Source organism: Variovorax sp. GW821-FHT10D07 (genome assembly GCF_059415325.1).
Genome location: NZ_JBWKMZ010000014.1, coordinates 229,836 through 254,758, shown reverse-complemented (window position 1 = coordinate 254,758; position 24,923 = coordinate 229,836). Strand labels below are relative to the sequence as shown.

23 protein-coding genes are annotated in these 24,923 nt (G+C 69.8%); 13 read left to right on the top strand and 10 right to left on the bottom strand.

Going from position 1 to position 24,923, the window contains the following annotated elements:
• Window positions 1-3: 3 nt before the first annotated feature.
• The 5 genes from AC07PU_RS33080 (at window position 4) to AC07PU_RS33060 (ending at window position 5,332) form a co-directional block, all read left to right on the top strand.
• Window positions 4-1,038 (top strand): P1 family peptidase, encoded by a 1,035-nt coding sequence (locus AC07PU_RS33080; RefSeq protein WP_398498261.1) that lies wholly within the window; start codon window positions 4-6, stop codon window positions 1,036-1,038.
• A gap of 18 nt (window positions 1,039-1,056) precedes the next feature.
• Window positions 1,057-2,583 carry a TAXI family TRAP transporter solute-binding subunit gene (locus tag AC07PU_RS33075; protein WP_495322503.1) on the top strand — a complete coding sequence of 509 codons (1,527 nt, stop codon included), beginning with the start codon at window positions 1,057-1,059 and terminating at the stop codon, window positions 2,581-2,583.
• A gap of 48 nt (window positions 2,584-2,631) precedes the next feature.
• Window positions 2,632-4,386 carry an aminodeoxychorismate synthase component I gene (pabB, locus tag AC07PU_RS33070; protein ID WP_495322502.1) on the top strand — a complete coding sequence of 585 codons (1,755 nt, stop codon included), beginning with the start codon at window positions 2,632-2,634 and terminating at the stop codon, window positions 4,384-4,386.
• Between the two features lie 69 nt (window positions 4,387-4,455).
• Window positions 4,456-4,962 carry a MerR family transcriptional regulator gene (locus tag AC07PU_RS33065; protein WP_495322501.1) on the top strand — a complete coding sequence of 169 codons (507 nt, stop codon included), beginning with the start codon at window positions 4,456-4,458 and terminating at the stop codon, window positions 4,960-4,962.
• A complete protein-coding gene (locus tag AC07PU_RS33060; RefSeq protein WP_495322500.1) occupies window positions 4,871-5,332 on the top strand; it encodes a carboxymuconolactone decarboxylase family protein in 462 nt (153 codons plus the stop codon). The genes AC07PU_RS33065 and AC07PU_RS33060 overlap by 92 nt, the downstream gene beginning before the upstream one ends.
• A gap of 18 nt (window positions 5,333-5,350) precedes the next feature.
• On the opposite strand, the gene ettA is transcribed toward AC07PU_RS33060, so the two are convergent.
• Window positions 5,351-7,012 carry an energy-dependent translational throttle protein EttA gene (gene ettA / locus AC07PU_RS33055; protein WP_093340042.1) on the bottom strand — a complete coding sequence of 554 codons (1,662 nt, stop codon included), beginning with the start codon at window positions 7,010-7,012 and terminating at the stop codon, window positions 5,351-5,353.
• A 343-nt stretch (window positions 7,013-7,355) separates the two neighbouring features.
• Between ettA and AC07PU_RS33050 the strand changes: the two genes are divergently transcribed.
• Window positions 7,356-9,149, top strand: coding sequence for a DEAD/DEAH box helicase (locus AC07PU_RS33050; protein ID WP_495322498.1), 1,794 nt, complete (start codon window positions 7,356-7,358; stop codon window positions 9,147-9,149).
• An 89-nt stretch (window positions 9,150-9,238) separates the two neighbouring features.
• Window positions 9,239-10,270, top strand: coding sequence for an endonuclease/exonuclease/phosphatase family protein (locus AC07PU_RS33045; RefSeq protein WP_296781330.1), 1,032 nt, complete (start codon window positions 9,239-9,241; stop codon window positions 10,268-10,270).
• A 12-nt stretch (window positions 10,271-10,282) separates the two neighbouring features.
• Here the strand turns inward: AC07PU_RS33045 and AC07PU_RS33040 are convergent, their stop codons facing one another.
• From AC07PU_RS33040 to AC07PU_RS33020, 5 genes are all read right to left on the bottom strand, one after another.
• Window positions 10,283-11,479: a mandelate racemase/muconate lactonizing enzyme family protein gene (locus AC07PU_RS33040; protein WP_495322497.1), complete on the bottom strand. Its 1,197-nt coding sequence runs from the start codon at window positions 11,477-11,479 to the stop codon at window positions 10,283-10,285.
• A 65-nt stretch (window positions 11,480-11,544) separates the two neighbouring features.
• The gene (locus tag AC07PU_RS33035) at window positions 11,545-12,552 is read right to left on the bottom strand and encodes a TRAP transporter substrate-binding protein (RefSeq protein ID WP_093340048.1); all 1,008 of its coding nucleotides are present in this window, start codon (window positions 12,550-12,552) and stop codon (window positions 11,545-11,547) included.
• Between the two features lie 61 nt (window positions 12,553-12,613).
• A complete protein-coding gene (locus AC07PU_RS33030; RefSeq protein WP_208513005.1) occupies window positions 12,614-13,915 on the bottom strand; it encodes a TRAP transporter large permease in 1,302 nt (433 codons plus the stop codon).
• Entirely contained in the window at window positions 13,912-14,478 is a 567-nt protein-coding gene (locus AC07PU_RS33025) for a TRAP transporter small permease (RefSeq protein WP_208513006.1), read from the bottom strand. Before AC07PU_RS33025 ends, AC07PU_RS33030 begins: the two co-directional genes overlap by 4 nt.
• Before the next feature lie 94 nt (window positions 14,479-14,572).
• Entirely contained in the window at window positions 14,573-15,322 is a 750-nt protein-coding gene (locus tag AC07PU_RS33020) for a FadR/GntR family transcriptional regulator (RefSeq protein WP_203202117.1), read from the bottom strand.
• Between the two features lie 171 nt (window positions 15,323-15,493).
• Between AC07PU_RS33020 and AC07PU_RS33015 the strand changes: the two genes are divergently transcribed.
• The 5 genes from AC07PU_RS33015 (at window position 15,494) to AC07PU_RS32995 (ending at window position 20,160) form a co-directional block, all read left to right on the top strand.
• Window positions 15,494-17,233 carry an IlvD/Edd family dehydratase gene (locus AC07PU_RS33015; RefSeq protein ID WP_495322495.1) on the top strand — a complete coding sequence of 580 codons (1,740 nt, stop codon included), beginning with the start codon at window positions 15,494-15,496 and terminating at the stop codon, window positions 17,231-17,233.
• A gap of 8 nt (window positions 17,234-17,241) precedes the next feature.
• Entirely contained in the window at window positions 17,242-18,153 is a 912-nt protein-coding gene (locus AC07PU_RS33010) for a 2-dehydro-3-deoxygalactonokinase (RefSeq protein ID WP_495322494.1), read from the top strand.
• Window positions 18,150-18,791 (top strand): 2-dehydro-3-deoxy-6-phosphogalactonate aldolase, encoded by a 642-nt coding sequence (locus AC07PU_RS33005; protein WP_431509727.1) that lies wholly within the window; start codon window positions 18,150-18,152, stop codon window positions 18,789-18,791. The genes AC07PU_RS33010 and AC07PU_RS33005 overlap by 4 nt, the downstream gene beginning before the upstream one ends.
• A 35-nt stretch (window positions 18,792-18,826) precedes the next feature.
• Window positions 18,827-19,564 (top strand): aldolase, encoded by a 738-nt coding sequence (locus AC07PU_RS33000; RefSeq protein ID WP_296797521.1) that lies wholly within the window; start codon window positions 18,827-18,829, stop codon window positions 19,562-19,564.
• A gap of 281 nt (window positions 19,565-19,845) precedes the next feature.
• Window positions 19,846-20,160: a hypothetical protein gene (locus AC07PU_RS32995; protein ID WP_203202122.1), complete on the top strand. Its 315-nt coding sequence runs from the start codon at window positions 19,846-19,848 to the stop codon at window positions 20,158-20,160.
• 63 nt (window positions 20,161-20,223) lie between these two features.
• Here AC07PU_RS32995 and AC07PU_RS32990 read toward each other — a convergent pair whose 3' ends face one another.
• The 4 genes from AC07PU_RS32990 to AC07PU_RS32975 form a co-directional block, all read right to left on the bottom strand.
• Window positions 20,224-20,931, bottom strand: a complete 708-nt coding sequence (locus AC07PU_RS32990) for an SDR family oxidoreductase (RefSeq protein WP_431509728.1) — start codon at window positions 20,929-20,931, stop codon at window positions 20,224-20,226.
• A gap of 34 nt (window positions 20,932-20,965) precedes the next feature.
• The gene (locus AC07PU_RS32985) at window positions 20,966-22,381 is read right to left on the bottom strand and encodes an MATE family efflux transporter (RefSeq protein ID WP_490876791.1); all 1,416 of its coding nucleotides are present in this window, start codon (window positions 22,379-22,381) and stop codon (window positions 20,966-20,968) included.
• Between the two features lie 28 nt (window positions 22,382-22,409).
• A complete protein-coding gene (locus tag AC07PU_RS32980; RefSeq protein WP_431509729.1) occupies window positions 22,410-23,744 on the bottom strand; it encodes an MFS transporter in 1,335 nt (444 codons plus the stop codon).
• A 111-nt stretch (window positions 23,745-23,855) separates the two neighbouring features.
• Window positions 23,856-24,311 carry a MarR family winged helix-turn-helix transcriptional regulator gene (locus AC07PU_RS32975; protein ID WP_495322493.1) on the bottom strand — a complete coding sequence of 152 codons (456 nt, stop codon included), beginning with the start codon at window positions 24,309-24,311 and terminating at the stop codon, window positions 23,856-23,858.
• Window positions 24,312-24,367: 56 nt separating this feature from the next.
• Between AC07PU_RS32975 and AC07PU_RS32970 the strand changes: the two genes are divergently transcribed.
• The gene (locus AC07PU_RS32970) at window positions 24,368-24,916 is read left to right on the top strand and encodes a PaaI family thioesterase (RefSeq protein ID WP_296781321.1); all 549 of its coding nucleotides are present in this window, start codon (window positions 24,368-24,370) and stop codon (window positions 24,914-24,916) included.
• The last annotated feature ends 7 nt before the right edge of the window (window positions 24,917-24,923 follow it).

The window sequence follows — 24,923 nt, the reverse complement described above, 5'->3', positions numbered from 1 at the left end:
GCCATGTCCGCCACGCCTTCCCACGCTTCCCCCTCCTCTTCCGACGGTGCCATCACCGACGTCGCCGGCATCGAGGTCGGCCACTTCTCCGACACCCGCCGGCCCACCGGCTGCACCGTGATCATCACGCGCGAAGGCGCGGTGGCCGGCGTCGACGTGCGCGGCGCCGCGCCCGGCACGCGCGAGACCGACCTGCTCGCGCCCGGCAACCTGGTGCAGCAGGTGCACGCGGTGATGCTCGCGGGCGGCAGCGCCTGGGGCCTGGCCGCGGCCGAGGGCGCGATGCGCTGGCTCGAGGAGCGCGGCGTGGGCATGGACGTGCGCTTCGGCACCTTGCCGATCGTGCCCGCCGCCGTGCTGTTCGACCTGCCGATGGGCGATGCCCGCATCCGGCCCGATGCCGCGGCCGGCTATGCCGCCTGCGAGGCCGCGGGCCGCGACGCGCCGGCCGAGGGCAACGTGGGCGCCGGCACCGGCGCGCTGGTGGGCAAGCTGTTCGGCGTGCAACGCGCGATGAAGGGCGGCATCGGCACCGCCTCGGTCACGGTCGGCGGCGTCACGGTCGGCGCGCTGATCGCGGTCAATTCGCTCGGCGACGTGATCGATCCCGACACCGCGCTGCCCGTGGCCGGCGCGCGCACCGAGGACGGCCGCGCGCTGCTCGACACGCGCCGCGCCCTGCTGCGCGGCGAGCTGCCCAAGCCGCTGCTGGCCGGCACCAACACCACCATCGGCGTGATCGCCACCGACGCGGTGCTGACCAAGGTGCAGGCCAACCGGCTCGCGACCGTGGCGCACGACGGCCTGGCGCGCGCCATCAATCCCGTGCACACCATGAGCGACGGCGACACCCTGTTCGCGCTCGCCACCGGCCGCGTGCCGCTGGCGGCCGACGGCCCGGGCATGACGGTGCTCAGCGCCATGGCGGCCGAGGTCGCCGCGCGCGCCACCCTGCGCGCGGTGCTGGCGGCGCGCTCGGTGACGGTCGGCGAGCTGCACATCCCCTCGGCCGCCGAGCTCGGCACCGCGCCGCGCTGACCCCACGAACGAGACACCATGGCCTTCCCGAGAACCCTCAAGCTGATCCTGCTGTCGATCCGCGACCTGATCGCCTCCGCCGGCCCGATCCTGTTCCTCGTGATCGGCCTGTTGATCGCCGCCTACTGGTGGCTGCAGCCGCAGCCGCCCAAGCAGGTCACGCTGGCCACCGGTCCCACGGGCAGCGCCTACGCGCAGTTCGGCAAGCGCTATGCCGAGTCGCTGAAGCTCAGCGGCATCGAGGTCACGCTCAAGCCGACCTCGGGCTCGTCGGAGAACCTCGAGCTGCTGCGCGAGGGCGAGGCCGACGTGGGCTTCGTACGCGGTGGCAGCGCCGACCCGGTGGCCGACGAGGAGGCCGGGCTCAGTTCGCTCGGCAGTCTGTTCTTCGAGCCGATCTGGCTGTTCTACCGGCCCGACGCGATCACGCGCGCGCCCGACAGCGTGATCGCGCAGCAGGCGGCGGAGGCCGAGAAGGCGAAGAAGGCGGCCAAGGCAGCCGCGAAGGGTCGCCGCAGTGCCGAGCGCAAGAAGACAGCGGCACCGCAACCCGCCGTGCCCCCCGCACCGATCCCGCTCACCTCGCTGACGCAGCTGCGCGGCCTGCGCGTCAACGTCGACATGCCCGGCAGCGGCCTGCCCGAACTCATGGGCCGGCTGCTCGATGCCAACCGGCTCGCGCCCGATGCGCTGCTGCTGTCGAACCTAGAGCAGTCTGCGGCCGCCGAAGCGCTGCAGGCCGGGCTGCTCGATGCGATCGTGCTGTCGTCGGCGCCGCAGTCGCCGCAGGTGCAGCGGTTGCTGCGCGCGAACGACATCCGGCTCATGGACTTCGTGCAGGCCGACGCGTACACGCGGCGCTTCCCCTTCCTCTCGGCCGTGACCCTGCCGCGCGGCGTGGTCGACCTCTCGAAGGACCTGCCGGCCGGCGACGTGTCGCTGCTCGCGGCCACCACCTCGCTGCTGTCGCGCGAGGACACCCATCCCGCGCTGCGCCAGCTGTTCGCGCAGGCCGCGCAGCACCTGCATGGCGGTGCCGGCTGGTTCAACCGGCCGCGCGACTTCCCGAACACGCGCACCAGCGAACTGCCAGTGAGCCCCGAGGGCGACCGCGCCATCAACGGCACGCCGCCGTTCTGGCAGCGTTACCTGCCGTTCTGGGCCAGCAACCTGATCGAGCGCATGTGGCTGGTGCTCGGCGGCCTGCTGGTGCTGATGCTGCCGCTGAGCCGCGTGGTGCCGCCGCTCTACCAGTTCCGCGTGCGCCGCCGCGTGTTCCGCTGGTATGCGCGGCTGCGCGACATCGAGGGCAAGGTCGACGGCCAGCGCGGCGATCCGGCCGAGCTCACGAAGGAGCTCGACGAGCTCGACCGCGTGGTGAACCGCGTGGCGGTGCCGCTGTCGTATGCCGACGAGCTCTATGCGCTGCGCAACAACATCTATGCGGTGCGCAAGCGGGCGCTGGCGCGCGGCGCCGGTGCGCCGGCCGGCCCCGCGATGCCACCGTCGCCACCGCTCTCGCCTTCGCCCTCCGCACCGCGCTGACCGGTACGCGGCGTCGGCGGGCGCCGTTGCCTTTTCCCAAGACCCATCGTGTCCACCCTGATCGACTTCGCCGACCCGCGCACCGATGGCGCGCAACGGCTGCGCCTGGCGTTCGGCGCCCCTTCCCGCACGCTCGTGGCGCGCAGCCTGGCCGAAGTGCGGCCCGTGCTCGCGCAGGCCGAGGCGCTGGCGCGCGCGGGCCACTGGTGCGTGGGCTACCTGCGCTACGAGGCGGCCGCGGCCTTCGATGCCGCGTTCGAGACGCATGCGGGCGATGGCAGTGCGCTAGCGTGGTTCGGCGTGCACGACCAGACCCAGCCCTGGCCCGAGGAAGCCCCGCCCTCTCCCTCCAGCCCGCCGATCGCCTGGCGCGACAGCCTCTCGCGCATCGACTTCGATCGGCAGATGCAAGTCATCCACGCGGCGATCGCCGCCGGCGGCCTCTACCAGATCAACCACACGGCACCGCTGCTCGGCGAATACGCCGGCGACCCGCTGGCCCTGTTCGCCGCGCTGCGACTCAACCAGCCCGCGGGCTACGCGGCCTTCATCGACAGCGGCGAGGAACAGGTGCTGTCGCTGTCGCCCGAGCTGTTCTTCGACTGGCACGGCGAGCGCATCCTCGCGCGCCCGATGAAGGGCACCGCGCCGCGCGGCGCGACGCCGGCCGAGGACGAGGCCCAGGCGCAACGGCTGCGCAGCGTGCCGAAGGAACGGGCCGAGAACGTGATGATCGTGGACCTGCTGCGCAACGACCTGTCGCGCATCGCGCAGCCCTTCTCGGTGCGCGTGCCGCGGCTGTTCCACACCGAGGCGCTGCCCACCGTGTGGCAGATGACCTCGGACGTGGAAGCAGCGGTTCGGCCCGGCACCTCGCTGGTCGACGTGTTCCACGCGCTGTTCCCCTGCGGCTCGGTCACGGGCGCGCCCAAGGTGGCGGCGATGCGGCTGATCCGTGAGCTCGAGCAGGCGCCACGCGGCGTGTACTGCGGCGCGGTCGGCGTGCTGCGGCCCGGTGGGCATGCGACCTTCAACGTGCCGATCCGCACCGTGACGCTGCGCGGCGGCCAGGCACGCTGCGGCATCGGCAGCGGCATCACGGCCGATGCCACGGCCGACGCCGAATGGGCCGAGTGGGGCCACAAGCGGGCCTTCCTGGGCGCGGCCGCAGTCGCCGAGGCGCCCGGCTTCGAACTGCTCGAAACGCTGGCGCTGGTCGACGGCACGCTGCGCGATGCGCCGCTGCACATCGAACGCATGGCCGGCGCGGCCGCCCACTTCGGCTTCGCCTGGGATGCCGCACGCGTCGAGGCAGCGCTGCAATCGCTGCGCGATGCGCATGCCGAAGGCACCTGGCGCGTGCGTCTGCTGCTCGATGCGCGGGGCCTGCCACGCGCCGAAGCGCATGAAATGGGCGCTGCGTCCCACCGCGTGAAGCTGCAGCTGGCCGACCGCCCCTTCGACGAGGCGCACAGCGAGTTCACGCGCTTCAAGACCACGCGCCGCGCGCACTACGAGGCCTTCGCGCCGACCCTGCCCGAGGCCTTCGACACGCTGCTGTGGAACCGCGAAGGCGAACTCACCGAATGCACGCGCGGCAACATCGCGCTGCGCCTGGACGACGGCCGCTGGGTCACGCCGCCGCTGCGCTGCGGCCTGCTGCCCGGCATCGGGCGCGCGCAGCGGCTGGCCGAGGGCTCGCTGGTCGAGCAGACGGTGCGGCGCGAGCAGCTCTCGCGCGTGACCGCGCTGGCCTTCGTCAACAGCCTGCGCGGCTGGATCGAGGCCGAACTCGTCCCCTGAATCGCCGCATCGGAGGAAGATGCGAAAAGCGCTTGACTTAGAGCGCGCTCCAACTTCGAGAATTCCCCCATGGAAAGCAACCTGAGCATCGCGGAAGTGGCACGACGCACCGGCCTCACGGCCCACACGCTGCGCTATTACGAACGCATAGGCCTGATAGCAGCCGTGTCGCGCGCACCCGGCGGCCAGCGCCGCTATGCCGCCGCCGACATGGAATGGCTCGCTTTCCTGTTGCGCCTGCGCGAGACCGGCATGCCCATCCAGGGCATGCAGGCCTTCGCCGGGCTTCGCAGTCAGGGGGACGCGAGCATCGGCGAACGCCGCGCGATGCTCGAATCGCATCTCGCCGAGGTTCGCTCGAAGGTGGAGGCGCTGCAGCAATCGATGCAGGCGCTGGCGCACAAGATCGAGCACTACCGCGGGATCGAGGCCCGGCGTCCCTCTTCATCGGGCATCGCCCCGGCTTCAACGAAGAGGAAGAAACATGCAGCACCCAATCCATCCGACGACGACCAACCAGCCGACCGGCGAGCGCTACGCGCGCGGTCTCGCGAAACTGCAGCAGATCGACGGTGAAGGCGGCATCAAGGTCGTCGAAGGCTTGGCCGACATCGCACCCGATTTCGCGCGCCTGCTGATCGAGTTCCCGTTCGGCGACGTTTATTCGCGCCCCGGCCTGGACCTGCGCTCGCGCGAGATCGCGGTGGTGGCCGCGCTCACCGCCATGGGCAATGCGGCGCCGCAGCTCAAGGTGCACATCCAGGGCGCGCTCAACGTCGGCGTGACGCGCGAGGAAGTGATCGAGGTGATCATGCAGATGGCCGTGTACGCGGGCTTCCCCGCCGCGCTCAACGGCCTGAGCGCCGCCCGCGAGGTGTTCGCGGCCGACGATGAAAAAAACGCGCGGCCCCTTGCGGAACCGCGCGCCCTGGTCAAGCCAGCCTGACGAAGGCCGCAGCAGGCCTTACTTGAGGGCCTTGAAGCGCACGCGCTTGGGCTTGGCGCCCTCTTCGCCCAGGCGCTTCTTCTTGTCGGCTTCGTACTCCTGGTAGTTGCCGTCGAAGAACACCCACTGCGAGTCGCCTTCGGCGGCCAGGATGTGGGTGGCGATGCGGTCGAGGAACCAGCGGTCATGGCTGATCACCAGCACGGTGCCCGCGTACTCGAGCAGCGCGTCTTCGAGCGCGCGCAGCGTTTCCACGTCCAGGTCGTTCGAGGGTTCGTCCAGCAGCAGCACGTTGCCGCCCTGGATCAGCGTCTTGGCCAGGTGCAGCCGGCCGCGTTCGCCGCCCGACAGGTTGCCGACCTTCTTCTGCTGGTCCTGGCCGTTGAAGTTGAAGCGGCCCGCGTAGGCGCGGCTGGCCATCTGGAACTTGCCGACGTTGATGATGTCCAGGCCGTTCGAGATGTCTTCCCACACGGTCTTGTTGTTGGCCAGTTCGTCGCGGTGCTGGTCGACGAAGGCCATCTTCACGGTCTGGCCCACCACCACCTCGCCGCTGTCGGGCTGTTCCTTGCCGGCGATCAGCTTGAACAGCGTGGACTTGCCGGCGCCGTTCGGGCCGATGATGCCGACGATGGCACCCGCGGGAATGTTGAAGTTCAGCTTGTCGATCAGCAGGCGGTCGCCGAAGCTCTTGCTCACGTCCTTGAACTCGATCACCTGGCTGCCCAGGCGCTCGGCCACCGGAATGAAGATTTCCTGCGTTTCGTTGCGCTTCTGGTATTCGACGTCGCTCAGCTCCTCGAAGCGGGCCAGGCGCGACTTGCTCTTGGCCTGGCGGGCCTTCGGGTTCTGGCGCGACCACTCCAGTTCCTTCTTCAGGGCCTTGGCGTGGGCTTCCTCGCTCTTCTGCTCCTGCGCCAGGCGTTCGCCCTTCTGCTCGAGCCAGGTGCTGTAGTTGCCCTTCCATGGAATGCCGCGGCCGCGGTCCAGTTCGAGGATCCACTCGGCGGCGTTGTCGAGGAAGTAGCGGTCATGGGTGATGGCCACCACGGTGCCCGTGAAGCGCTGCAGGAACACTTCGAGCCACTCGACCGATTCGGCGTCCAGGTGGTTGGTGGGTTCGTCGAGCAGCAGCATGTCGGGCTTGGACAAGAGCAGCTTGCACAGCGCCACGCGGCGCTTCTCGCCACCCGACAGCAGGCCGATCTTCGCGTCCCACGGCGGCAGGCGCAGCGCGTCGGCCGCGATCTCGATCTGGTGCTCGGAATCGGTGCCGGCGGCGGAAATCACCGCCTCGAGCTCGCCCTGCTCGGCCGCCAGCGCGTCGAAGTCGGCGCCTTCCTCGGCGTAGGCGGCATAGATCTCCTCGAGACGCGCCTTGGCGGCGTTGACCTCGCCCATGGCCTCGTCGATCGCGTTGCGCACCGTGTGCTCGGGATTGAGCTTGGGCTCCTGCTCGAGGTAGCCGATCGACAGGCCGGCCATCGGAATGGCTTCGCCCTCGATCTCCTTGTCGACGCCGGCCATGATCTTGAGCAGCGAGGACTTGCCCGAGCCGTTCAGGCCGAGCACGCCGATCTTGGCGCCGGGAAAGAAGGACAACGAGATGTCTTTCAAGATCTGCCGCTTGGGCGGCACGGTCTTGGAGACTCTGTTCATGGTGTAGACGTACTGGGCCATCTTCTGTGTAGGACTGCTGATTGCTGAGGTGGCGAAAGCCGGAAAAAGCCGAAATCCCCTGGAGGAAGCCCCTGGAAGACGGCGGCAGGCCCGGCGCGCGGAATCGCGGAAACGGAGCGCGAAAAGCAGTGATTATCGACTCATGCGACAATCGCCACCGTGCCGGGTCCAGTTGCCCGCACACCGGCTCTCTGCCGGGGACGAAGAAAACCCTTCCGCAAGTCGGTTTTTCGGGCTCCCACTCCTGACCTTCATCAGCCTTGACTGGCTCGCGTCACAAGAACGAAAGACGCCGAGCGGGCCGATGTCACCGCGCCGTGTATGGCGCTTGTTGTTTCACACAATGACTTTTGATGAACTGAAGTTGGCTCCGGCCATCTTGAAGGCCGTGCACGAGCAAGGCTACGAGACCCCCACCCCGATCCAGGCCCAGGCCATTCCGGCCGTCCTCGAGGGCCACGACCTTCTCGGCGGCGCCCAGACCGGCACCGGCAAGACCGCCGCCTTCACGCTGCCGATGCTGCACAAGCTCACCATGAGCCGCAGCGCCACCAACAAGTTCGGCGGCATCGGCATCCGCGCCCTGGTGCTCACGCCCACCCGCGAACTCGCGGCGCAGGTCGAGGAATCGGTGCGCGACTACGGCAAGTACCTGCAGCTCGGCTCGACCGTGATCTTCGGCGGCGTGGGCATGAACCCGCAGATCGACCGCCTCAAGCGCGGCGTCGACATCCTGGTGGCCACTCCCGGCCGCCTGCTCGACCTGCAGCAGCAGGGCATGCTCGACCTGTCGACCGTGCAGATCCTGGTGCTCGACGAAGCCGACCGCATGCTCGACATGGGCTTCATCCACGACGTGAAGAAGGTGCTGGCGCTGATGCCGGCCCAGAAGCAGAGCCTGCTGTTCTCGGCCACCTTCAGCGACGAGATCCGCGAACTGGCCAACGGCCTGCTGCGCAACCCGCAGAGCATCCAGGTCACGCCGCGCAACACCACGGTGCAGCGCATCACGCAGGTGGTCCACCCCGTGGGCCGCGGCAAGAAGAAGGCGCTGCTCGCGCACATCATCAACGAGCACCAGTGGAGCCAGGTGCTGGTGTTCACCCGCACCAAGTTCGGCGCCAACAGCGTGGCCGAATTCCTCACCAAGAACGGCATCGAGGCGATGGCGCTGCACGGCAACAAGAGCCAGAGCGCGCGCACCCAGGCGCTGGCCGGCTTCAAGAGCGGCGACATCCGCGCGCTGGTGGCCACCGACATCGCGGCCCGCGGCATCGATATCGACGAGCTGCCGCACGTCGTGAACTACGAGATCCCGAACGTCAGCGAAGACTACGTGCACCGCATCGGCCGCACCGGCCGCGCGGGTTCGAGCGGCGAGGCCGTGAGCTTCGTCTGCCTCGACGAGGAAGGCTTCATGCAGGAGATCGAGCGCTTCACCAAGCAGACGATCCCCGTGCAGGTCATCGAGGGCTTCGGTCCCGAGGAAGGCGAGCGCGCCGAGCCGATCGCCATGGGCCGCCAGACCATCTGGGGCGGCGCCGGCCGTCCGCCGAGCCGCGAAGTCATGCAGGCGGCCGCCAAGGCGGCGCGCGGCGAGATGATGCAGCGCATCCGCGACAACAAGGCCAGCCAGGGCGGCGGCGGCGGTGGTGGCAATGGCCAGCGCCGCGGCGGTGGCGGCAACGGTGCCGGCCAGGGCCGCAGCGCCAATGGCGGCGGTGGCCAGCAGGCCCCGCGCGGCCAGGGCCAGGGACCGGGCAATCGCGCGCCGCAAGGCCGCGCACCGCAGGGCCAGCCGCGTCCGCATCACCATGCGGCGGCGCACCCGCAGCAGAACCATCAGCCGCACGACGAGCGCCAGCCGCGCCATCACGGCAACAGCCACAGCCCGACCCAGGCCAACCAGGTCGCGCACCTGCGCGCCGAGGCGATCACCGGCGCGGCCGGCCAGCCCGATCCGTTGCGCACCAGCGTCGACCACATGGGTGGCGGCCGCGGACGCGGCGGCCGCTCGGGTGGCGGTGGCTACGGCGGCGGCAACCGTTCGGGCGGCGGTGGCCGTTCGGGTGGCGGCGGCTACGGCGGCGGCGGTGGCCGCTCGGGCGGCGGCGGTGGCCGTTCGTTCGGCCGCTGAGGCACGACGCACGCAGAACAGAGGGCGCTTCGGCGCCCTTTTTCATGGCCGTTCGGGGGCTGAAACACCTTCCGGACACAATCGTCGCCATGCAGTACATCCCGCCGAACTTCGCCACCCTCTTCGTGGCCACCTGCAATCTGCTCAATCTCGCGAACCCGCACCGCGTGTACTACGAGAACCAGGACGCCTACAACGAGCGCGAGTACGAACGCAAGATCGACTGGCTCGGCGAGCGCTTCCATGCGCTCAATGCCGACGTGCTCGCGGTGCAGGAGGTCTGGGACGAGGCGGCGCTGAAGGCCGCCCTCCACCGCAGCGGCCTGCGCTACGACTTCGTGGCCGTGCCCGGTGCCGAGAACACGCCCGCCCAGCCCGGCCTGCCGCCGCGCCCCGGCGCGCAGGGCACGCCGCGCGTGGGCATCGCCACGCGGCTCAAGGTCGACCGCATCCAGTCCTTCGTCGACTTCCCGCCGGGCTTCGGCGTCGAGGTGCCGGGCCTCGGGCCGCACACCCGCTTCGAACGCCCGCCGCTGCTGGCCACGCTGCGCATGAAGCACGGCCAGGCCGTGCACGTGCTGACGGTGCACCTGAAGTCGAAGCGGCCCAAGTTCCTGCAGGACGCGCAGGGCAACCACCTCGAGGACCGCGACGACCGCAAGGTGGGCGCGATGGCCTCGCTGCGCTCGCTGCTGATGCGCGGCGCCGAGGCCGCGGCCCTGCGCTGCATCGTGATCGACCTGCTGCAGGGCACCAACGTGCCGCTGGTGGTGATGGGCGACTTCAACGACAACCCGCACAGCGTGACCACGCAGCTCGTGGCGGCCACCTCCGAGGTGGCCTACGACAAGGCGGCGCGCGACGTGGCGCTGTTCAATGCCTACGAGATGCAGGGCGAGGCCGCGCTCAAGAAGGACGTGGCCTATTCGCACGTGCACCAGGGCTACCCGGAGGTGCTCGACCAGATCCTGGTGAGCGAGGAGTTCATCGCGGGCAGCCGCCACAGCCTGGGCGACGTGCGGCGCGTGGACTACTTCAACGACCACCTGCACGAGGGGCGCGACCGCTCGCGCTCGGACCACGGCTTCGTGCGCGCGCTGCTGCGGCTGCGCACCGACTGACGACGCGCCCGCTCAGGCCTTCGAGATCCGCACCATCGCATCGGCGCGCTTGTGCAGGTCGGGCAGCAGCTCGAGCCCCAGCCCCGGCTTGTCGTTGAGGCTGATCATGCCGTTCTCGACCTTCGGCAGCTCGGTCACCAGGCCCTGGTACCAGCCCGTGAAGAAGGCGCGCACGCTCTCCTGGATCAACGCGTTGGGCGCATGCAGGCTCAGGTGCGTCGATGCGGACCAGACCACCGGGCCGGTGCAGTCGTGCGGCGCCACCGGCAGCTGCCAGGCATCGGCCATGGCCGCGATCTTGCGCGCCTCGGTGAGGCCGCCGCACCAGCTCAGGTCGAGCATCGCGACGCCGGCCACGCCGGTCTGCAGGTAGTCCTTGAAGCCCCACTTGTAGCTCAGCGTCTCGCTGGCGCAGACCAGCGCCTTGCAGTCGACGGCGTACTGCTTCAACAGGTCGAGGCTGTCCATGCGGATCGCGTCCTCGTGCCAGAAGGTGTCGAACTCCTGCAGCGCGCGCGCGATCTTCTGCGCCATCGGCAGCCGCCAGAGGCTGTGGAACTCGACCATGATGTCCATGCGCTTGCCGACCGCGCCGCGGATCTTGCGGAACGGCTCGAGCGCCGCGTCGAGGTCGGCGTTGCTGATGTACTGGCCGTGGCTGCGCTCGGCCGCCGGATCGAAGGGCCAGATCTTCATCGCCGTGATGCCCTCCGACAGCAGCGACTCGGCCAGCTCGTCGGCATGGTGCAGGAAGCCCTGCAGGTCCTCGTAGGGGCCGGCCGCGTTGCCGATGCCCCAGTTGGAACTGGTCTGGTTCGCGGCGCTGCGGATGTACTGGTAGCCCGCGCAGGTGTTGTAGATGCGGATCGCGTCGCGGCTCTTGCCGCCGAGCGCGGTGTGCACCGGCATGTTCGCGGCCTTGCCGAACAGGTCCCACAGCGCGATGTCCACGGCCGAGTTGCCGCGCGTCTCCACGCCCGACCCGCGCCAGCCCAGGTAGCCCGTGAGGTCGCGGTTGCGCGCCTCGATCGCCAGCGGGTCGGTGCCCAGCAGCTTGTGGGCGCCCCACTCGTGCAGATAGGCCTCGACCGCCTCGGCGCCCATGAAGGTCTCGCCGAGGCCGACCAGGCCTTCGTCGGTGTGCAGGCGCACCCAGAGGATGTTGGGGAATTCGCCGAGGCGGATGGTTTCGAGCTGCGTGATCTTCATGGCGGTTCGGGATGCGGTGACTGAACGGCCGGCGCGCTCTCGAGCGCCGCCGGCCCGCGAAAGACTCAGCCGCCGCGCGCCTTCTTCAGCGCGTCCATCACCACGTTCACGGCCTCGGGGCCGATCGCCGGCACGTTCTTGTCGTACACCGGCTTCACCTTGTCGAGCATGCGCTTCTGCTCGGCCGGCGAGACCTCGTTGACCGTCATCGTCTTCTTGAGGCTCGCGAGCGACTTCTCGTTGAGCGCGCGGTTGGCGGCGCGCTCCACCTTCTGGCCCTCGACCGCGGCCTCGCGCAGCACCGCCTGTTCCTCGGGCTTGAGCTGGTCCCAGAGCTTCTTGCTGTAGAGCACCAGGAACGGCGTGTAGGCATGGCGCGTCACGCTCAGGTACTTCTGCACCTCGCTGAACTTCGAGGTCTCGATGGTCACGAAGGGGTTCTCCTGGCCGTCGATGGTGCGCGTCTCGAGCGCGGTGAAGATCTCGCCGAAGGCCATCGGCACGGCGTTGGTGCCCAGCGTCTTGAACGAGTCGAGGAAGATGTTGTTCTGCATCACGCGCACCTTGATGCCCTCGAGGTCCTCGACCTTGGCCACCGGCCGCTTGCTGTTGGTGAGGTTGCGGAAGCCGTTCTCCCAGTAGGCCAGGTTCACCAGCCCCGCGGCCTCGAGCTTCTTGTTGAAGTACTCGCCGGCCGGGCCGTCGAGCACCGCGTCGGCCTCCTTCTCGTTGTTGAACAGGAACGGCAGGTCGAACACGCCGAGTTCCTTCACGATGCCCACCAGCGGCGAGGACGAGGTGCACACCATCTCCTGCGTGCCCGCGCGCAGCGCCTGCGTGGCCGGCAGGTCGCCGCCGGCCGCGCCGCCCCAGAAGGCGACGATCTTCATCTTGCCGCCGGTCTTGGCGGCCAGCACCTCCTGCATCTTCTTCACGCCCAGGCCCACCGGGTGGTCCTCGTTCACGCCGTTGGTGAACTTGATGGTGCGTTCGGCGAACTGGGCGAAGGCCGGCGTGGCCGCCATCAGGGCCGCGGCGGTCGCTGCCGCCATGAGGGTTCTGCGCTGGATCATGGTCTGTGTCTCCTACTTCTTGGGTGATGAACGAACGGACGGGAAACTCTGCAAAACGCCCTCAGCGCGCCAGCCACCACGACAGCGGCACGGTGACGATCTGCGGGAAGAACACCAGCGCGAACAGCACGATGAGCTGCGCGATCAGGAAGGGCATCACGCCCTTGAAGGCATCGTCCATGGTGATGCGCGCCACGCCGCACACCACGTTGAGCACGGTGCCCACCGGGGGCGTGATCAGGCCGATGGCGTTGTTCATGATGAACAGCACGCCGAAGTACACCGGGTCGATGCCGGCCTTGAGCACCACCGGCATCAGCACCGGCGTGAGGATCAGCACGGTGGGCGTGAAGTCGAGCGCGGTGCCCACGATCACGATGAGCACCATCATCATCAGCATCAGCAGCGTCTTGTTGCCCATGAAGGGCTCGAGCATCCGCGTGACCTCGCCCGGGATGTCGGCCACCGTGATGAGCCAGGCGCTGACCATGGCCGCGGCCACCAGGAACATCACGACCGCGGTGGTCTTGCCGGCCGCCAGCGTGAGGCGGTAGAGCATCGAAACCTTGAGCTCGCCGTAGACGAACATGCCGACCACGAACGAGTACACCGCCGCCACCACGGCCGCCTCGGTCGGCGTGAAGATGCCGAACTTCATGCCGCCGATGATCACCACCGGCAGCGCGAGCGCGAGGCTGCCGCGCGCGGTGATCGCCAGCCGCTCGCCGAAGGGCACGCGCGGCGCGGCCTGCACCTTGTCGCGGCGCGCCACGATCCACCAGGCGATGCCGATCGCCACGCCCATCAGGATGCCCGGCACGATGCCGGCGAGAAAGAGCTTGGTGATCGAGACGTTGCCCGCCACGCCGAACACGATGAAGCCGATCGACGGCGGGATCACCGGCGCGATGATGCCGCCCGCGGCGATCAGGCCGGCCGAGCGGTTGGTGTCGTAGCCCGCGCGGTTCATCATCGGGATCAGCAGCGCCGCGAGCGCCGCCGTGTCGGCCACCGCCGAGCCCGAGATCGAGGCCATGATGATCGCGGCCACCACCGCCACGTAGCCCAGGCCGCCGCGGAAATGGCCGACCCAGGCCATCGCCATGTCGACGATGCGCCGGCTCAGCCCGCCCGCCGTCATGAATTCGCCGGCCAGCAGGAAGAAGGGCACGGCCAGCAGCGGGAAGTTGTCGGCGCCGTCGACGAAGCGCTGCGCGATGATCTGGCTGTCGAAGGCCGGCAGGCCGCCGGTGTAGGCCAGCCAGCCCATGAGCGAGACGCCGCACACCAGCAGCGCATAGGCGATCGGCATGCCGATCGCCATGGCGGCGAGCAGCGAGACGATGAAGACCGTGACCGTCATCGCGCACCTCCCGCGGTGCCCGAAGCGGGAGCGGTGGCGGCGGCGGGCTCGTGCGCCACGTCCTCCGACTCCATCACCTGCACCAGCTCCTCGTCGGAGACGCGGCCGGTGGCCAGGCGCCACAGCTTGTTGAGGTTGATGATGCCCATCACCACCGACACCACGTAGCCGATGCCGTAGACCCAGATCATCGAGATGCCGACCACCGGCGAGACATTGGTGCGCTGCAGCTCGTGCATCTCGAAGGTGCCCATGAAGAACAGCACGTTGCAGAACAGCATGAGCAGCTGGTTGAGCACGAAGCAGATGGTCTTGCCCAGCCGCGGCAGGCGGCGGATCAGCGTGTCGACGCCGAGGTGCGCGCCGTCGCGCATCGCGACCATGGCGCCGATGTAGGTGAGCCAGATGAAGCAGTAGCGCGACATCTCGTCGGACACCGTGATGCCCGAGTTGAAGCCGTAGCGCAGCACCACGTTGCCGAACACCATGACGACCATCGCCACCATGCATGCGACCACGAGGAATTCCAGCACCCGGAAGAATCCGTCGATCAACCTCTTCATTCGATGTCTCCTGTTGCCCTTGTGTTGTTGTTCGCTTGTTCCGTCGTTGCGCGGCCGCGCGCGCGGCCTCCTGCCGCCTCGTCGCCTTCGCCTGCTAGAGCGCGAAGGCCTTGAGCTGGGTCGCGGGTCGGCTGATGCGCGGGATCTTGCGGCGCGAGGCCAGCACGGTCTCGATGTCCTGGCGCGCGCCGTCGATCAGCACCAGCACCGCCTTCTCGGCGCGTGCCGGGTTGCGCGCGATCACCGCGTCGAGCACCGCGCGGTGCAGCGGCAGCGAGCTCGCGGGACCGTTCTTGCGCGTGGTCGAGATCTCGAAGCTGGTGCGCAGCAGCGCGCCGAGCGCGCGGCTCATCTGCACCAGCATGCGGTTGTGGCTGGAGCGGATCAGCCCCTGGTGGAAGCGCAGGTCGGGCGTGATGTAGTCGCCGCCGAACTCGATGGCCTGCTTCATGCCGGCATAGGCCTCCTCCATGTCGGCGATGTCCTCGGGCGTGGCGCGCGAGGCGGCCAGCGCCACCGCGGCCGGCTCGACCACGCGGCGCAGGTCCTGCAGGTCGCGCAGGAACTCGATCGACAGGCCGGCCTGCGTCTGCCACACGATGACGTCGGCATCGAACCAGTTCCACTGGTCGGGCGGCTGCACGCGCGTGCCGACCTTGGGGCCGGTGGTGACCAGGCCCTTGGCGATCAGCGACTTGATGGATTCGCGCACCACGGTGCGGCTCACGCCGAGCTCCTCGCACAGGATCGGCTCGGGCGGGATCGCGGCGCCGGGCGCGTAGCGGCCCGCGACGATGTCGCTGCCGAGCCGATCGACCGTGTTGCCGTGGACGTTCTTGATCATGCGAAGCCGTTGGTTGTGCGACGCGGCCAAGGCCGCCCGGCGCGCCCCGCTCGCTCGGAAACCCTGAGCGCCCCGCCAGGACAGCGCGCTTATCATATGATGATTGAAAATGCGGTTCGGCAGGACAAACCCTGACCCCGCGGCGCCTTCCCGCAACCGGAGACACCCTCGATGAGCACCCCTCCCAAGAAGAAGAATCCCGAAGAGCTGCGCAGCCAGCAGTGGTTCGGACGACACGACCGCGACGGCTTCATCTACCGAAGCTGGATGAAGGGCAAGGGCGTGCCGCACGACCAGTTCGACGGCCGCCCGGTCATCGGCATCTGCAACACCTTCAGCGAACTCACGCCCTGCAACTCGCACTTCCGCACGCTCGCGGAGCAGGTGAAGATCGGCGTCTACGAAGCCGGCGGCTTCCCGCTCGAGTTCCCCGTGATGTCGCTCGGCGAGACCTTGTTGCGCCCCACCGCCATGCTCTATCGCAACCTCGCGAGCATGGACGTGGAGGAAAGCATCCGCGGCAATCCGCTCGACGGCGTGGTGCTGCTCATGGGCTGCGACAAGACCACGCCCGCGCTGATGATGGGCGCGGCCAGCGTCGACCTGCCGACCATCGGCGTGTCGGGCGGCCCGATGCTGTCGGGCAAGTGGCGCGGCCAGGAGCTGGGCTCGGGCACCGGCGTGTGGCAGATGAGCGAGCAGGTGCGCGCCGGCACGCTCAAGCTGCAGGACTTCTTCGAGGCCGAGAGCTGCATGCACCGCAGCCACGGCCACTGCATGACGATGGGCACCGCGAGCACCATGGCCAGCATGGTCGAGTCGCTGGGCATTGGCCTGCCGGGCAACGCGGCCTTCCCGGCCGTCGACGGCCGCCGCAACGTGCTCGCGCGCGAGGCGGGCCGGCGCATCGTCGGCATGGTCCATGAGGACCTGAACATGTCGAAGATCCTCACGCGCCAGGCGATCGAGAACGCGATCAAGGTCAACGCCGCGATCGGCGGCTCGACCAACTTCGTGATCCACCTGCTGGCGATCGCCGGGCGCATCGGCGTCGAGCTCACGCTCGACGACTTCGACCGCCTGGCCTCCGAGCTGCCCTGCATCCTGAACCTGCAGCCCTCGGGCCAGTTCCTGATGGAGGACTTCTGCTATGCCGGCGGCCTGCCGGTGGTGATCAAGGAGATCGCCGACCACCTGCACAAGGACATCCTCACCGTCACTGGCCGCAGCGTGTGGGAGAACGTGAAGGACGCCGAAAACTACAACCCGCAGGTGATCCGCACCCAGGCCGAGCCCTTCAAGGACAAGGCCGGCATCTGCGTGCTGCGCGGCAACCTCGCGCCCAACGGCGCGATCATCAAGCCCAGCGCGGCCACGCCCGAGCTGCTGGTGCACAAGGGCCGCGCGGTGGTGTTCGAGAGCGCCGACGATCTGCACCGCCGCATCGACGACGAGAACCTCGACATCGACGAGCACTGCGTGATGGTGCTCAAGAACTGCGGCCCCAAGGGCTACCCCGGCATGGCCGAGGCCGGCAACATGCCGCTGCCGCCCAAGGTGCTGCGCAAGGGCATTACCGACATGGTCCGCATCAGCGACGCGCGCATGAGCGGCACCGCCTACGGCACCGTGGTGCTGCACACCGCGCCCGAGGCCGCGGCCGGCGGCCCGCTGGCGCTGGTGCAGGACGGCGACATCGTCGAGCTCGACGTGCCGAACCGCAAGCTGCACCTGCACGTGAGCGACGAGGAACTGGCGCGCCGGCGCGCCGCCTGGGTCGCGCCGAAGGCACCGCTCGATTCGGGCTACTGGAAGCTCTACGTCGACACCGTGCTGCAGGCCGACGAAGGCGCCGACCTCGCGTTCCTGCGCGGCCGTCGCGGCGCCTTCGTGCCGCGCGACAACCACTGATGGCGGCGATGACGGGTCCCTTGGTCGCGGTCGACTGGGGCACGACCTCGCTGCGCGGCGCGCTGATCGCGGCCGACGGCACGGTGCGCGAGGAACGCAGCGACGCGCGCGGCATCCTCGCGGTGCCCGCGGGCGGCTTCCCCGCGGTGTTCGAGCAGCTGTTCGGCGACTGGATGCGCGAGAGCGGCGCGCGCTGCCTGATCTCGGGCATGGCCGGCAGCAAGCAGGGCTGGGTCGAGGCACCCTACTGCGCCTGCCCCGCGGGCCGCGTCGAAGTCGGCCGCAGCATCATCGCCATCGACGCCATTCCCGGCCAGCGCATCGCGATGGTGCCGGGCCTGCGCGACGAGCACGACGGCGTGCCCGACGTGATGCGCGGCGAGGAGGTGCAGATCTTCGGCGCGCTGTCGCTGCTGGGCCGCGACGAGGGCCTGTTCGTGCTGCCGGGCACGCACAACAAGTGGGCCATGGTGAAGAAGGGCCGCGTGACCGGTTTCCGCACCTTCATGACCGGCGAGTTCTATGCGTTGCTGAGCCAGCACTCGATCCTTTCGCGCACGCTCGATGCGTCGGCGCCGCTCGACGAGGCCGCCTTCGTCGAGGGCGTGACCCGCGCCGACAACGGCCAGGGCCTGCTGCACAACGCCTTCGGCGCGCGCACGCTGGCGCTGTTCGATCGCATGCCGCGCGCCGAGCTCGCGAGCTATCTCTCGGGCCTGCTGATCGGCGAGGAGCTGCGCACCCAGTCGCTGCAGGCCGCGGGCGAGGTGGTGCTGATCGGCTCGCCCGCACTCACCCAGCGCTATGCGCTCGCGCTGCGCGCCAGCGGCACGGCCACGCGCTCGCTGGGCGCCGAAGCCACCTGGGCCGGGCTGCATGCGCTGTCCGGCTTCCTCGATTCCTCCGCCACCCCATCATGACCACGCCCTTCGACAAATTCGACGCCGCCCTGCGCACCTTGCCGCTGGTGGCCATCCTGCGCGGGCTCGAGCCGCATGAAGCCGATGCCGTCGGCGACGCCATCGTCGAGCCCGGCTTCCAGCTGCTCGAGGTGCCGCTCAATTCGCCGCAGCCGCTCGACAGCATCGCGCGGCTGCGCGCGCGCTTCCCGCAGGCGCTGGTCGGTGCCGGCACGGTGCTCGATGCGCAACAGGTGCGCGAGGTGCAGGCCGCCGGCGGCGAGCTGATCGTGTCGCCGAACTTCGATGCCGCCGTGGTGCGCGAGGCCGCGCGCCTGGGCCTGGTGTGCCTGCCCGGCGTGATGACCCCGACCGAGGCCTTCGGCGCGCTCGCCGCGGGCGCCACCGGGCTCAAGCTGTTCCCAGCCGAGCTGGCCTCGCCAGCGGTGGTGAAGGCGCTGCTGGCCGTGCTGCCGCGCGGCACGCCGCTGATGCCCGTGGGCGGCATCACGCCCTCGAACATGACCGAGTGGCGCGAGGCCGGTGCGGCCGGCTTCGGCATCGGCTCGGCGCTGTTCAAGCCCGGCAAGAGCGCGCAGGCCGTGCGCGACGATGCGCAGCGCTTCGTCGCTGCCTACACGGGCACGACGCGCGCCTGATTCGATTTCCCCACGCAGAACACCAGAGGATCACGATGTCCGCCGATGCCGACTACGCCAGCCCCGAAGTGCGCCAACTGCGCGAAGACCTCGCGCTCGCGCTGCGCGCCGCCGCCCACCACGGGCTGTCGGAAGGCGTGTGCAACCACTTCAGCGTGATGCTGCCGGGCCGGCAGGACCGCTACCTGATCAACCCGCGCGGCCTGCACTGGAGCGAGATCGGCGCCGACGACATCGTGCTGATCGACGTGCACGGCGAGGTGCTCGCGGGCCGCCATCGCGTGGAGCCCACCGCGCTCTTCATCCACGGCGCGGTGCACCGCATCGCGGGCCATGCGGTGGTGCTGCACTGCCACATGCCCTATGCCACCGCGCTCACCATCACGGTCGACCGAGCGCTCGATCCGACCGCGAGCCAGAACGCGATGCGCTACATCGACCGCATCGCCGTCGACCGCGAGTACAACGGCCTGGCGCTCGACGACGCCGAGGGCGAGCGCATCGCGCGCGCGATGGCGGGCAAGGACGTGGCCTTCCTCGCGAACCACGGCGTGATCGTGGCGGGCGCCACCATCGCCCATGCCTACGACGATCTCTACTACCTCGAGCGCGCCTGCCTGCACCAGGTGATCGCGCAGTCGACGGGCCGCCCGCTGGCACCCGTGAACCGCGAACTGGCCGCGCGCGTGGCGGCGCAGATCCAGGGCGAGCGCGAGCAGTCCGACCTGTTCTTCGAAGCGCTGCGGCGCATGCTGCCCGCACCGCGCGGCTGAGCCGTTCCGCACCCGCGTTGCTGTCGCCGTGCGGCGACAGCGGCGGCCTCTTTGTGTCGAGGCGTTTCCCGTGCTTTCAATTGCCTTGCGGCGCTGGCCGCGGCGCGTTACGTCTTGCGCCGGACGCGGCATTCGCGCGGGCAGAATCCGCCCGGTCGCCGTGAGCGAAGTCCTACGCCCCGGCGTTACAGCGCTTCATCGGATTTCGCCCGCGCCTTACACAGCGTTGACATGAACGCGGGAGGATGACACCCATCAACAACCACTCCCCTGGAGTTGCCATGAAAAAGCTCACCTACGCATTCGGCGCCGCGGCCCTTCTCTCGCTGGCGGCGATCAGCGCTCCGGCCCAGGCGCAGAGCGGCCCCTTCATCCAGGCCCAGGTCTACGTGACCCCGGCACCGCCGCATCGCCATTACGACCGCCGCTACTACGCGCCCCCGCCGCCGCCCCACTACCACCCGGGCTATCACCGCGGCGACCGCTACTACCGCCATGACCGCTACGAAGGCCGCCGCTACGGGCGCCACGACAACGACCGCGACGGCGTGCCGAACCGCTACGACCGCCGGCCCAACAATCCGTACCGCTACTGACGCGGTCGTCTCCAGCAACGAAAAAGCCGGGCCTCGCGCCCGGCTTTTTCATGGCCGCCGCGTTCAGGCCGCGGGCACCTGCGCGTAGGGCGGCGTGTCGCTGGCGAAGCCCTGCTTGAGCCCGCGCGAGATCGCATCGGCCAGCACCTCGGGCAGGCCCTGCTCCACGCCCTCGTAGGCCAGCCGCGCCACCTCGTCGGGCGAGGTCTTCGGCGCATCGACGTGCGCCGCCATGTCGGTGTCCATGTAGCCCACGTGCACGCTGACCACCTGCGTGCCCTGGCCCGCGAGTTCGTTGCGCAGACCGTTGCTCAGCGACCAGGCGGCCGACTTGGTCGCGCTGTAGGTCGCCACGCTCGGGAAAGTGGTCCAGGCCAGCGCCGACAGCACGTTGACGATGGCACCGCCGCCATTGGCCGCCAGCACCGGCGCGAAGGCGCGCGACAGCGCCCAGGGGCCGAAGAAGTTGGTCTCGAGCTCGGCGCGCGCGGCCGCCACCGAGTCGGGCCCGAGCAGGTTCGAGCCGCGCGAGATGCCGGCGTTGTTGACCAGCACCGACACGTCGCCGCAGGCGCGCACCGCGGCCTCGATCTGCGCCGGCTGGGTCACGTCGAGCGCCACCGGCACCACGCCGGCCAGGGTGATGGTCTGGGGGTCGCGCGCGGCGCCGTAGACCTTGCGCGCGCCGGCCGCGAGCGCGGCCTTGGCGAAGGCGAGCCCCAGGCCGCGGTTGGCGCCGGTGATGAAGACGACCGAATCCTTGATGTTCATGGGAGCCCTTTCGAAGTTGGACGAGAAAAACGCTTCAGGCCTGCGCCATGCGCCGCAGCAGCCCGCTGGTGGTGCGCGGCCAGCCGACGCGGCCGAACCAGGCGCCACCCGCGATCGCCGAGCCGATGACCAGGCCGTAGACCACGAGGGCGATGCCCTGGGCCGCGAACACGCCCGTGAGCCCCGCGCCCCAGCGCAGCGCCAGCCAGCCGCCGATGCCCGCCACGGCCAGCCGCGCGAGGTTGCCGATCACCGGCCACAGCAGCCGGCCCGCGCCCTGCGAGGCGAAGTACAGCACCAATCCGACGCCGAAGAAACCATAGAGCGGGCCCACCACGCGCAGGTAGTGGATGCCGGTGTCGAGCATCGCGGTGTCGTGGCCGAACAGCATCAGCCACGGCCGCGGGAAGAACGCCGCCAGCAGGCCGATGGTCTCGGCCAGCGTGAAGGCCAGCGCGGCGCCGATCCAGGTGGCGCGCAGCGCGCGCTCGCGCTGGCCCGCGCCCATGCAGGTGCCGACCATCGCGACCAGCGGCGCGCCCAGGCCGAACACCAGCGGCACCAGCAGGTACTCGAGCCGCGAGGCCGTGCCGTAGCCGGCCAGGGCCTCGGGACCGAAGTGGCCGGTGAGCGCGGTGGCGATGCCGATCGACAGGTTGGTGGCCACGGTCGACACGGTGCCCACGAGGCCCACGCGCAGGATGTCGCGGAAGAAGGGCCAGCGCAGCTTGAGCGCCGCCAGCGCGGGCTTGAGCAGGCTGCGCGGCGAGCGCAGGTAGACGATCAGCGCGATCGAGCCCAGCAGGTAATAGAGCAGCAGCGCCATCGCGCCGCCCGCGATGCCCATGCCCGGCAGCGGGCCCCAGCCGAAGATCAGCAGCGGCGAGGCGGGGATCAGGAACACCACGCCCACCACCGTGACGTTGGCCGGCACCGCCATGTTGCCGGTGCCGCGCAGGATGGCCGACAGCGAATTGAACAGCCACACCAGCACCGCGCCCGAGAACACCCAGTTGGAATAGGTCAGGGCCGCCTCGAGCGCCGGGCCGCTGCCGCCCATGATCCCGTAGAGCCAGCGGCCGCCGAACAGCAGCGCGAGCGAGAACAGCACGCCGAAGCCCAGCGCGATGACGATCGCATGCCACACCAGCGAGTCGGCATCGGCGCGGCGGCGCGCGCCGAGCGCGCGCGCGATGGCCGAGGAGATGCCGCCGCCCATGGCGCCGCTCGAGGTCATCTGCATCAGCATCACGATCGGGAACACCAGCGCCATGCCGGCCAGCGCGTCGGTACCGAGCTTGCCGACGAAGTAGGTCTCGATCAGGCCGACCGAGGCCTGCGCCACCATCACGAGGACGTTGGGCGCGGCCAGCTTCAGCAGCGTGGGAACGATGGGCGCCTCGAGCAGGCGGCGGGTGCGCGGATCGAGATCGGCGGCGGAAGCGGTCATGGCCTGGGGCTCCGTGGCGTGGGGACGATCAGGCGCGGGCCGTGGCGGGCTGGCCCGCGGCGGAAGGCGTCGCGGGTGCGCCGCCGGCCTTGGGCGCCGCCGGACGGCGGATCGCCATCACCATCAGCGCCGCCAGCAGGCAGGCCGCGCCGGCGACGTAGAGCGCCGGGGTGTAGGTCAGCAGCAGCGTGCGCGCGAAGCCCGCGCCATAGGCCGCGGTGGCGGCGCCGAGCTGGTGCGCGGCGAACACCCAGCCGAACACCATGCCGACCTTGGCCGGGCCGAAGGTGGAGCCCGCGAGCTTGACCGTGGGCGGCACGGTCGCGATCCAGTCGAGGCCGTAGAACATCGCGAACAGGCCCAGGCCGTAGATGGTGAATTCGGAATGCGGCAGCCAGAACAGCGAGAGGCCGCGCAGGCCGTAGTACCAGAACAGCAGCTTGCGGTTGTCGTAGCGGTCGGACAGCCAGCCCGAGAGGATGGTGCCCACGAAGTCGAAGGCGCCCATCATCGCGAGCACCGAGGCCGCGGGCACCGCGCCCATGCCGTTGTCGCCGCACAGCGAGATGAAGTGGGTCTGCACCAGGCCGTTGGTGCTCAGGCCGCAGATGAAGAAGGTGGCGGCGAGGATCAGGAAGGTGCGGTTGGTCGCGACCTCCTTGAGCACGCGGAACGGCGTGGCGAAGGTGATCGCCGCGGCGGGCGCGGCCGGTGCCTGCGGCGCATCGGGGGCTTCACCGAAGGGGCGCAGGCCGACGTCGGATGGCCGGTTGCGCATCAGGCACAGCGCCAGCACGCCGATCAGCAGGCTGCCGACCACGATCGGCACGATGGCCGAGCGCCAGCCCCAGTGCTCGATCATCCAGGCCGCGACCGGCAGGAACGCGAGCTGGCCGGTGGCCGAGCTCGCGGTGAGCATGCCCACCACCAGCCCGCGGCGCGCCACGAACCAGCGGTTGGCCACCACCGCGCCGAGCACCAGCGCCGTCATGCCGGTGCCCAGGCCCAGCATCAGGCTCCACAGCACGAACAGCTGCCACAGCTGCGAGGCCATCGTCACCAGCGCCATGCCCAGGCCGACCAGCGCGAGGCCGGTGCAGATCACCGCGCGCAGGCCCCAGCGCTCCATCAGCACCGCGGCGAACGGACCCATCAGGCCGAACAGCGCGAAGCGCAGCGCGAGCGAGGACGAGATCTGCTCGGTGCTCCAGCCGAACTCCTTGCCGAGCGGCTGCAGCATCGCGCCGGGCAGGCCCAGCGCGGCCGACATCGTCAGCATGGTCAGGAAGGTGATGGCGGCGACGATCCATCCGTAGTGGATGCCGCGGCGCTGCAGCCATGCGGAGACTTGGGTGGCGAACATGGGACCTCTGGAGGAATGGGAATGGAGGAACGGGAGAAAAGAGGGGCCTGGACCGCGGGGCCTGCGGGCGAATGGGGAGTGCGAAGAATGGGAAGCGGGTGCGGCTGCGCGTCAGTCCAGCTCGCAGGCCGGGTCGTCCGCGCCGAGCAGCTCGAGCGATTCGTCGATCAGCAGGTGCAGCGCGAGCACGCGCTCCACGCCCAGCAGCGCATTGAGCTTCTGCTGCGCCGTCTTCCAGTGGGCCAGCGCCTCGCGGCGCTTGGCTTCGCCGCTGTCGGTGAGCTGCACCAGGCGGCTGCGCGCATCGGCGCCCGCGCCCTGCGCGATCCAGCCCGCGGCGATCAGCGGCTGCAGGTTACGGCTCAGGGTCGAGGGCGTCATCTTGAGTTCGCCCGCCAGGTCGACCGGGCGCGAGGGACCGAGCCGCGCCAGATGCGACAGCAGCGAGTACTGCGTGGTCTTGAGTCCGCTGCGCGACACCTCCGCGTCATAGTGCTGCGAGAGGCGGCGCGAGAGCTGGCGCACCTTGAAGCTGGTGCAGCCGCGTGGCTTGGTGGGGGCGTCCATGGGCTATTATTGTAGCTGCAACTATTGCATATGCAACCAATTGGAGGAATGACCGCATGACCGAACCCCAGAACCTGCTCGAGACCTGGCTTGCCGAGGAGCGGGACATCATCGCGAAGCTCGAAGCCGGCCCGGGCCCCGGCGTGGCGCGCCCCGAGCAGGTGAGCGGCAAGACCGGCCTCGAGATCATGCAGGCCATGCTGCGCGGCGACATCCCCTATGCCGCCATCGCCAAGACGCTGGACTTCACCGTCATCTCGGTCAGCCCCGGCGTCGCGATCTTCCAGGGCACCCCGCTGCCGCAACACCTGAACCCGCTGGGCACCATCCACGGCGGCTGGGTCGCCACCCTGCTCGACTCCGCGCTGGGCTGCTCGGTCCACACCATGATGCCGCCCGGCCGCAGCTACACCACGGCCGAGCTCGGCGTGAACTACGTGAAGGGCCTCACGCCCAAGGTGCAGCGCGTGCGCGCCGAGGGCAAGGTGATCCACTGCGGGCGGCAGCTCGCGACGGCGGAAGCGCGGCTGGTGGGCGCGGATGGCACGCTGTATGCGCATGCCACGACGACCTGCTTCGTGTTCGAGATTCCGGCGGGGCGCTGAGCTTCGG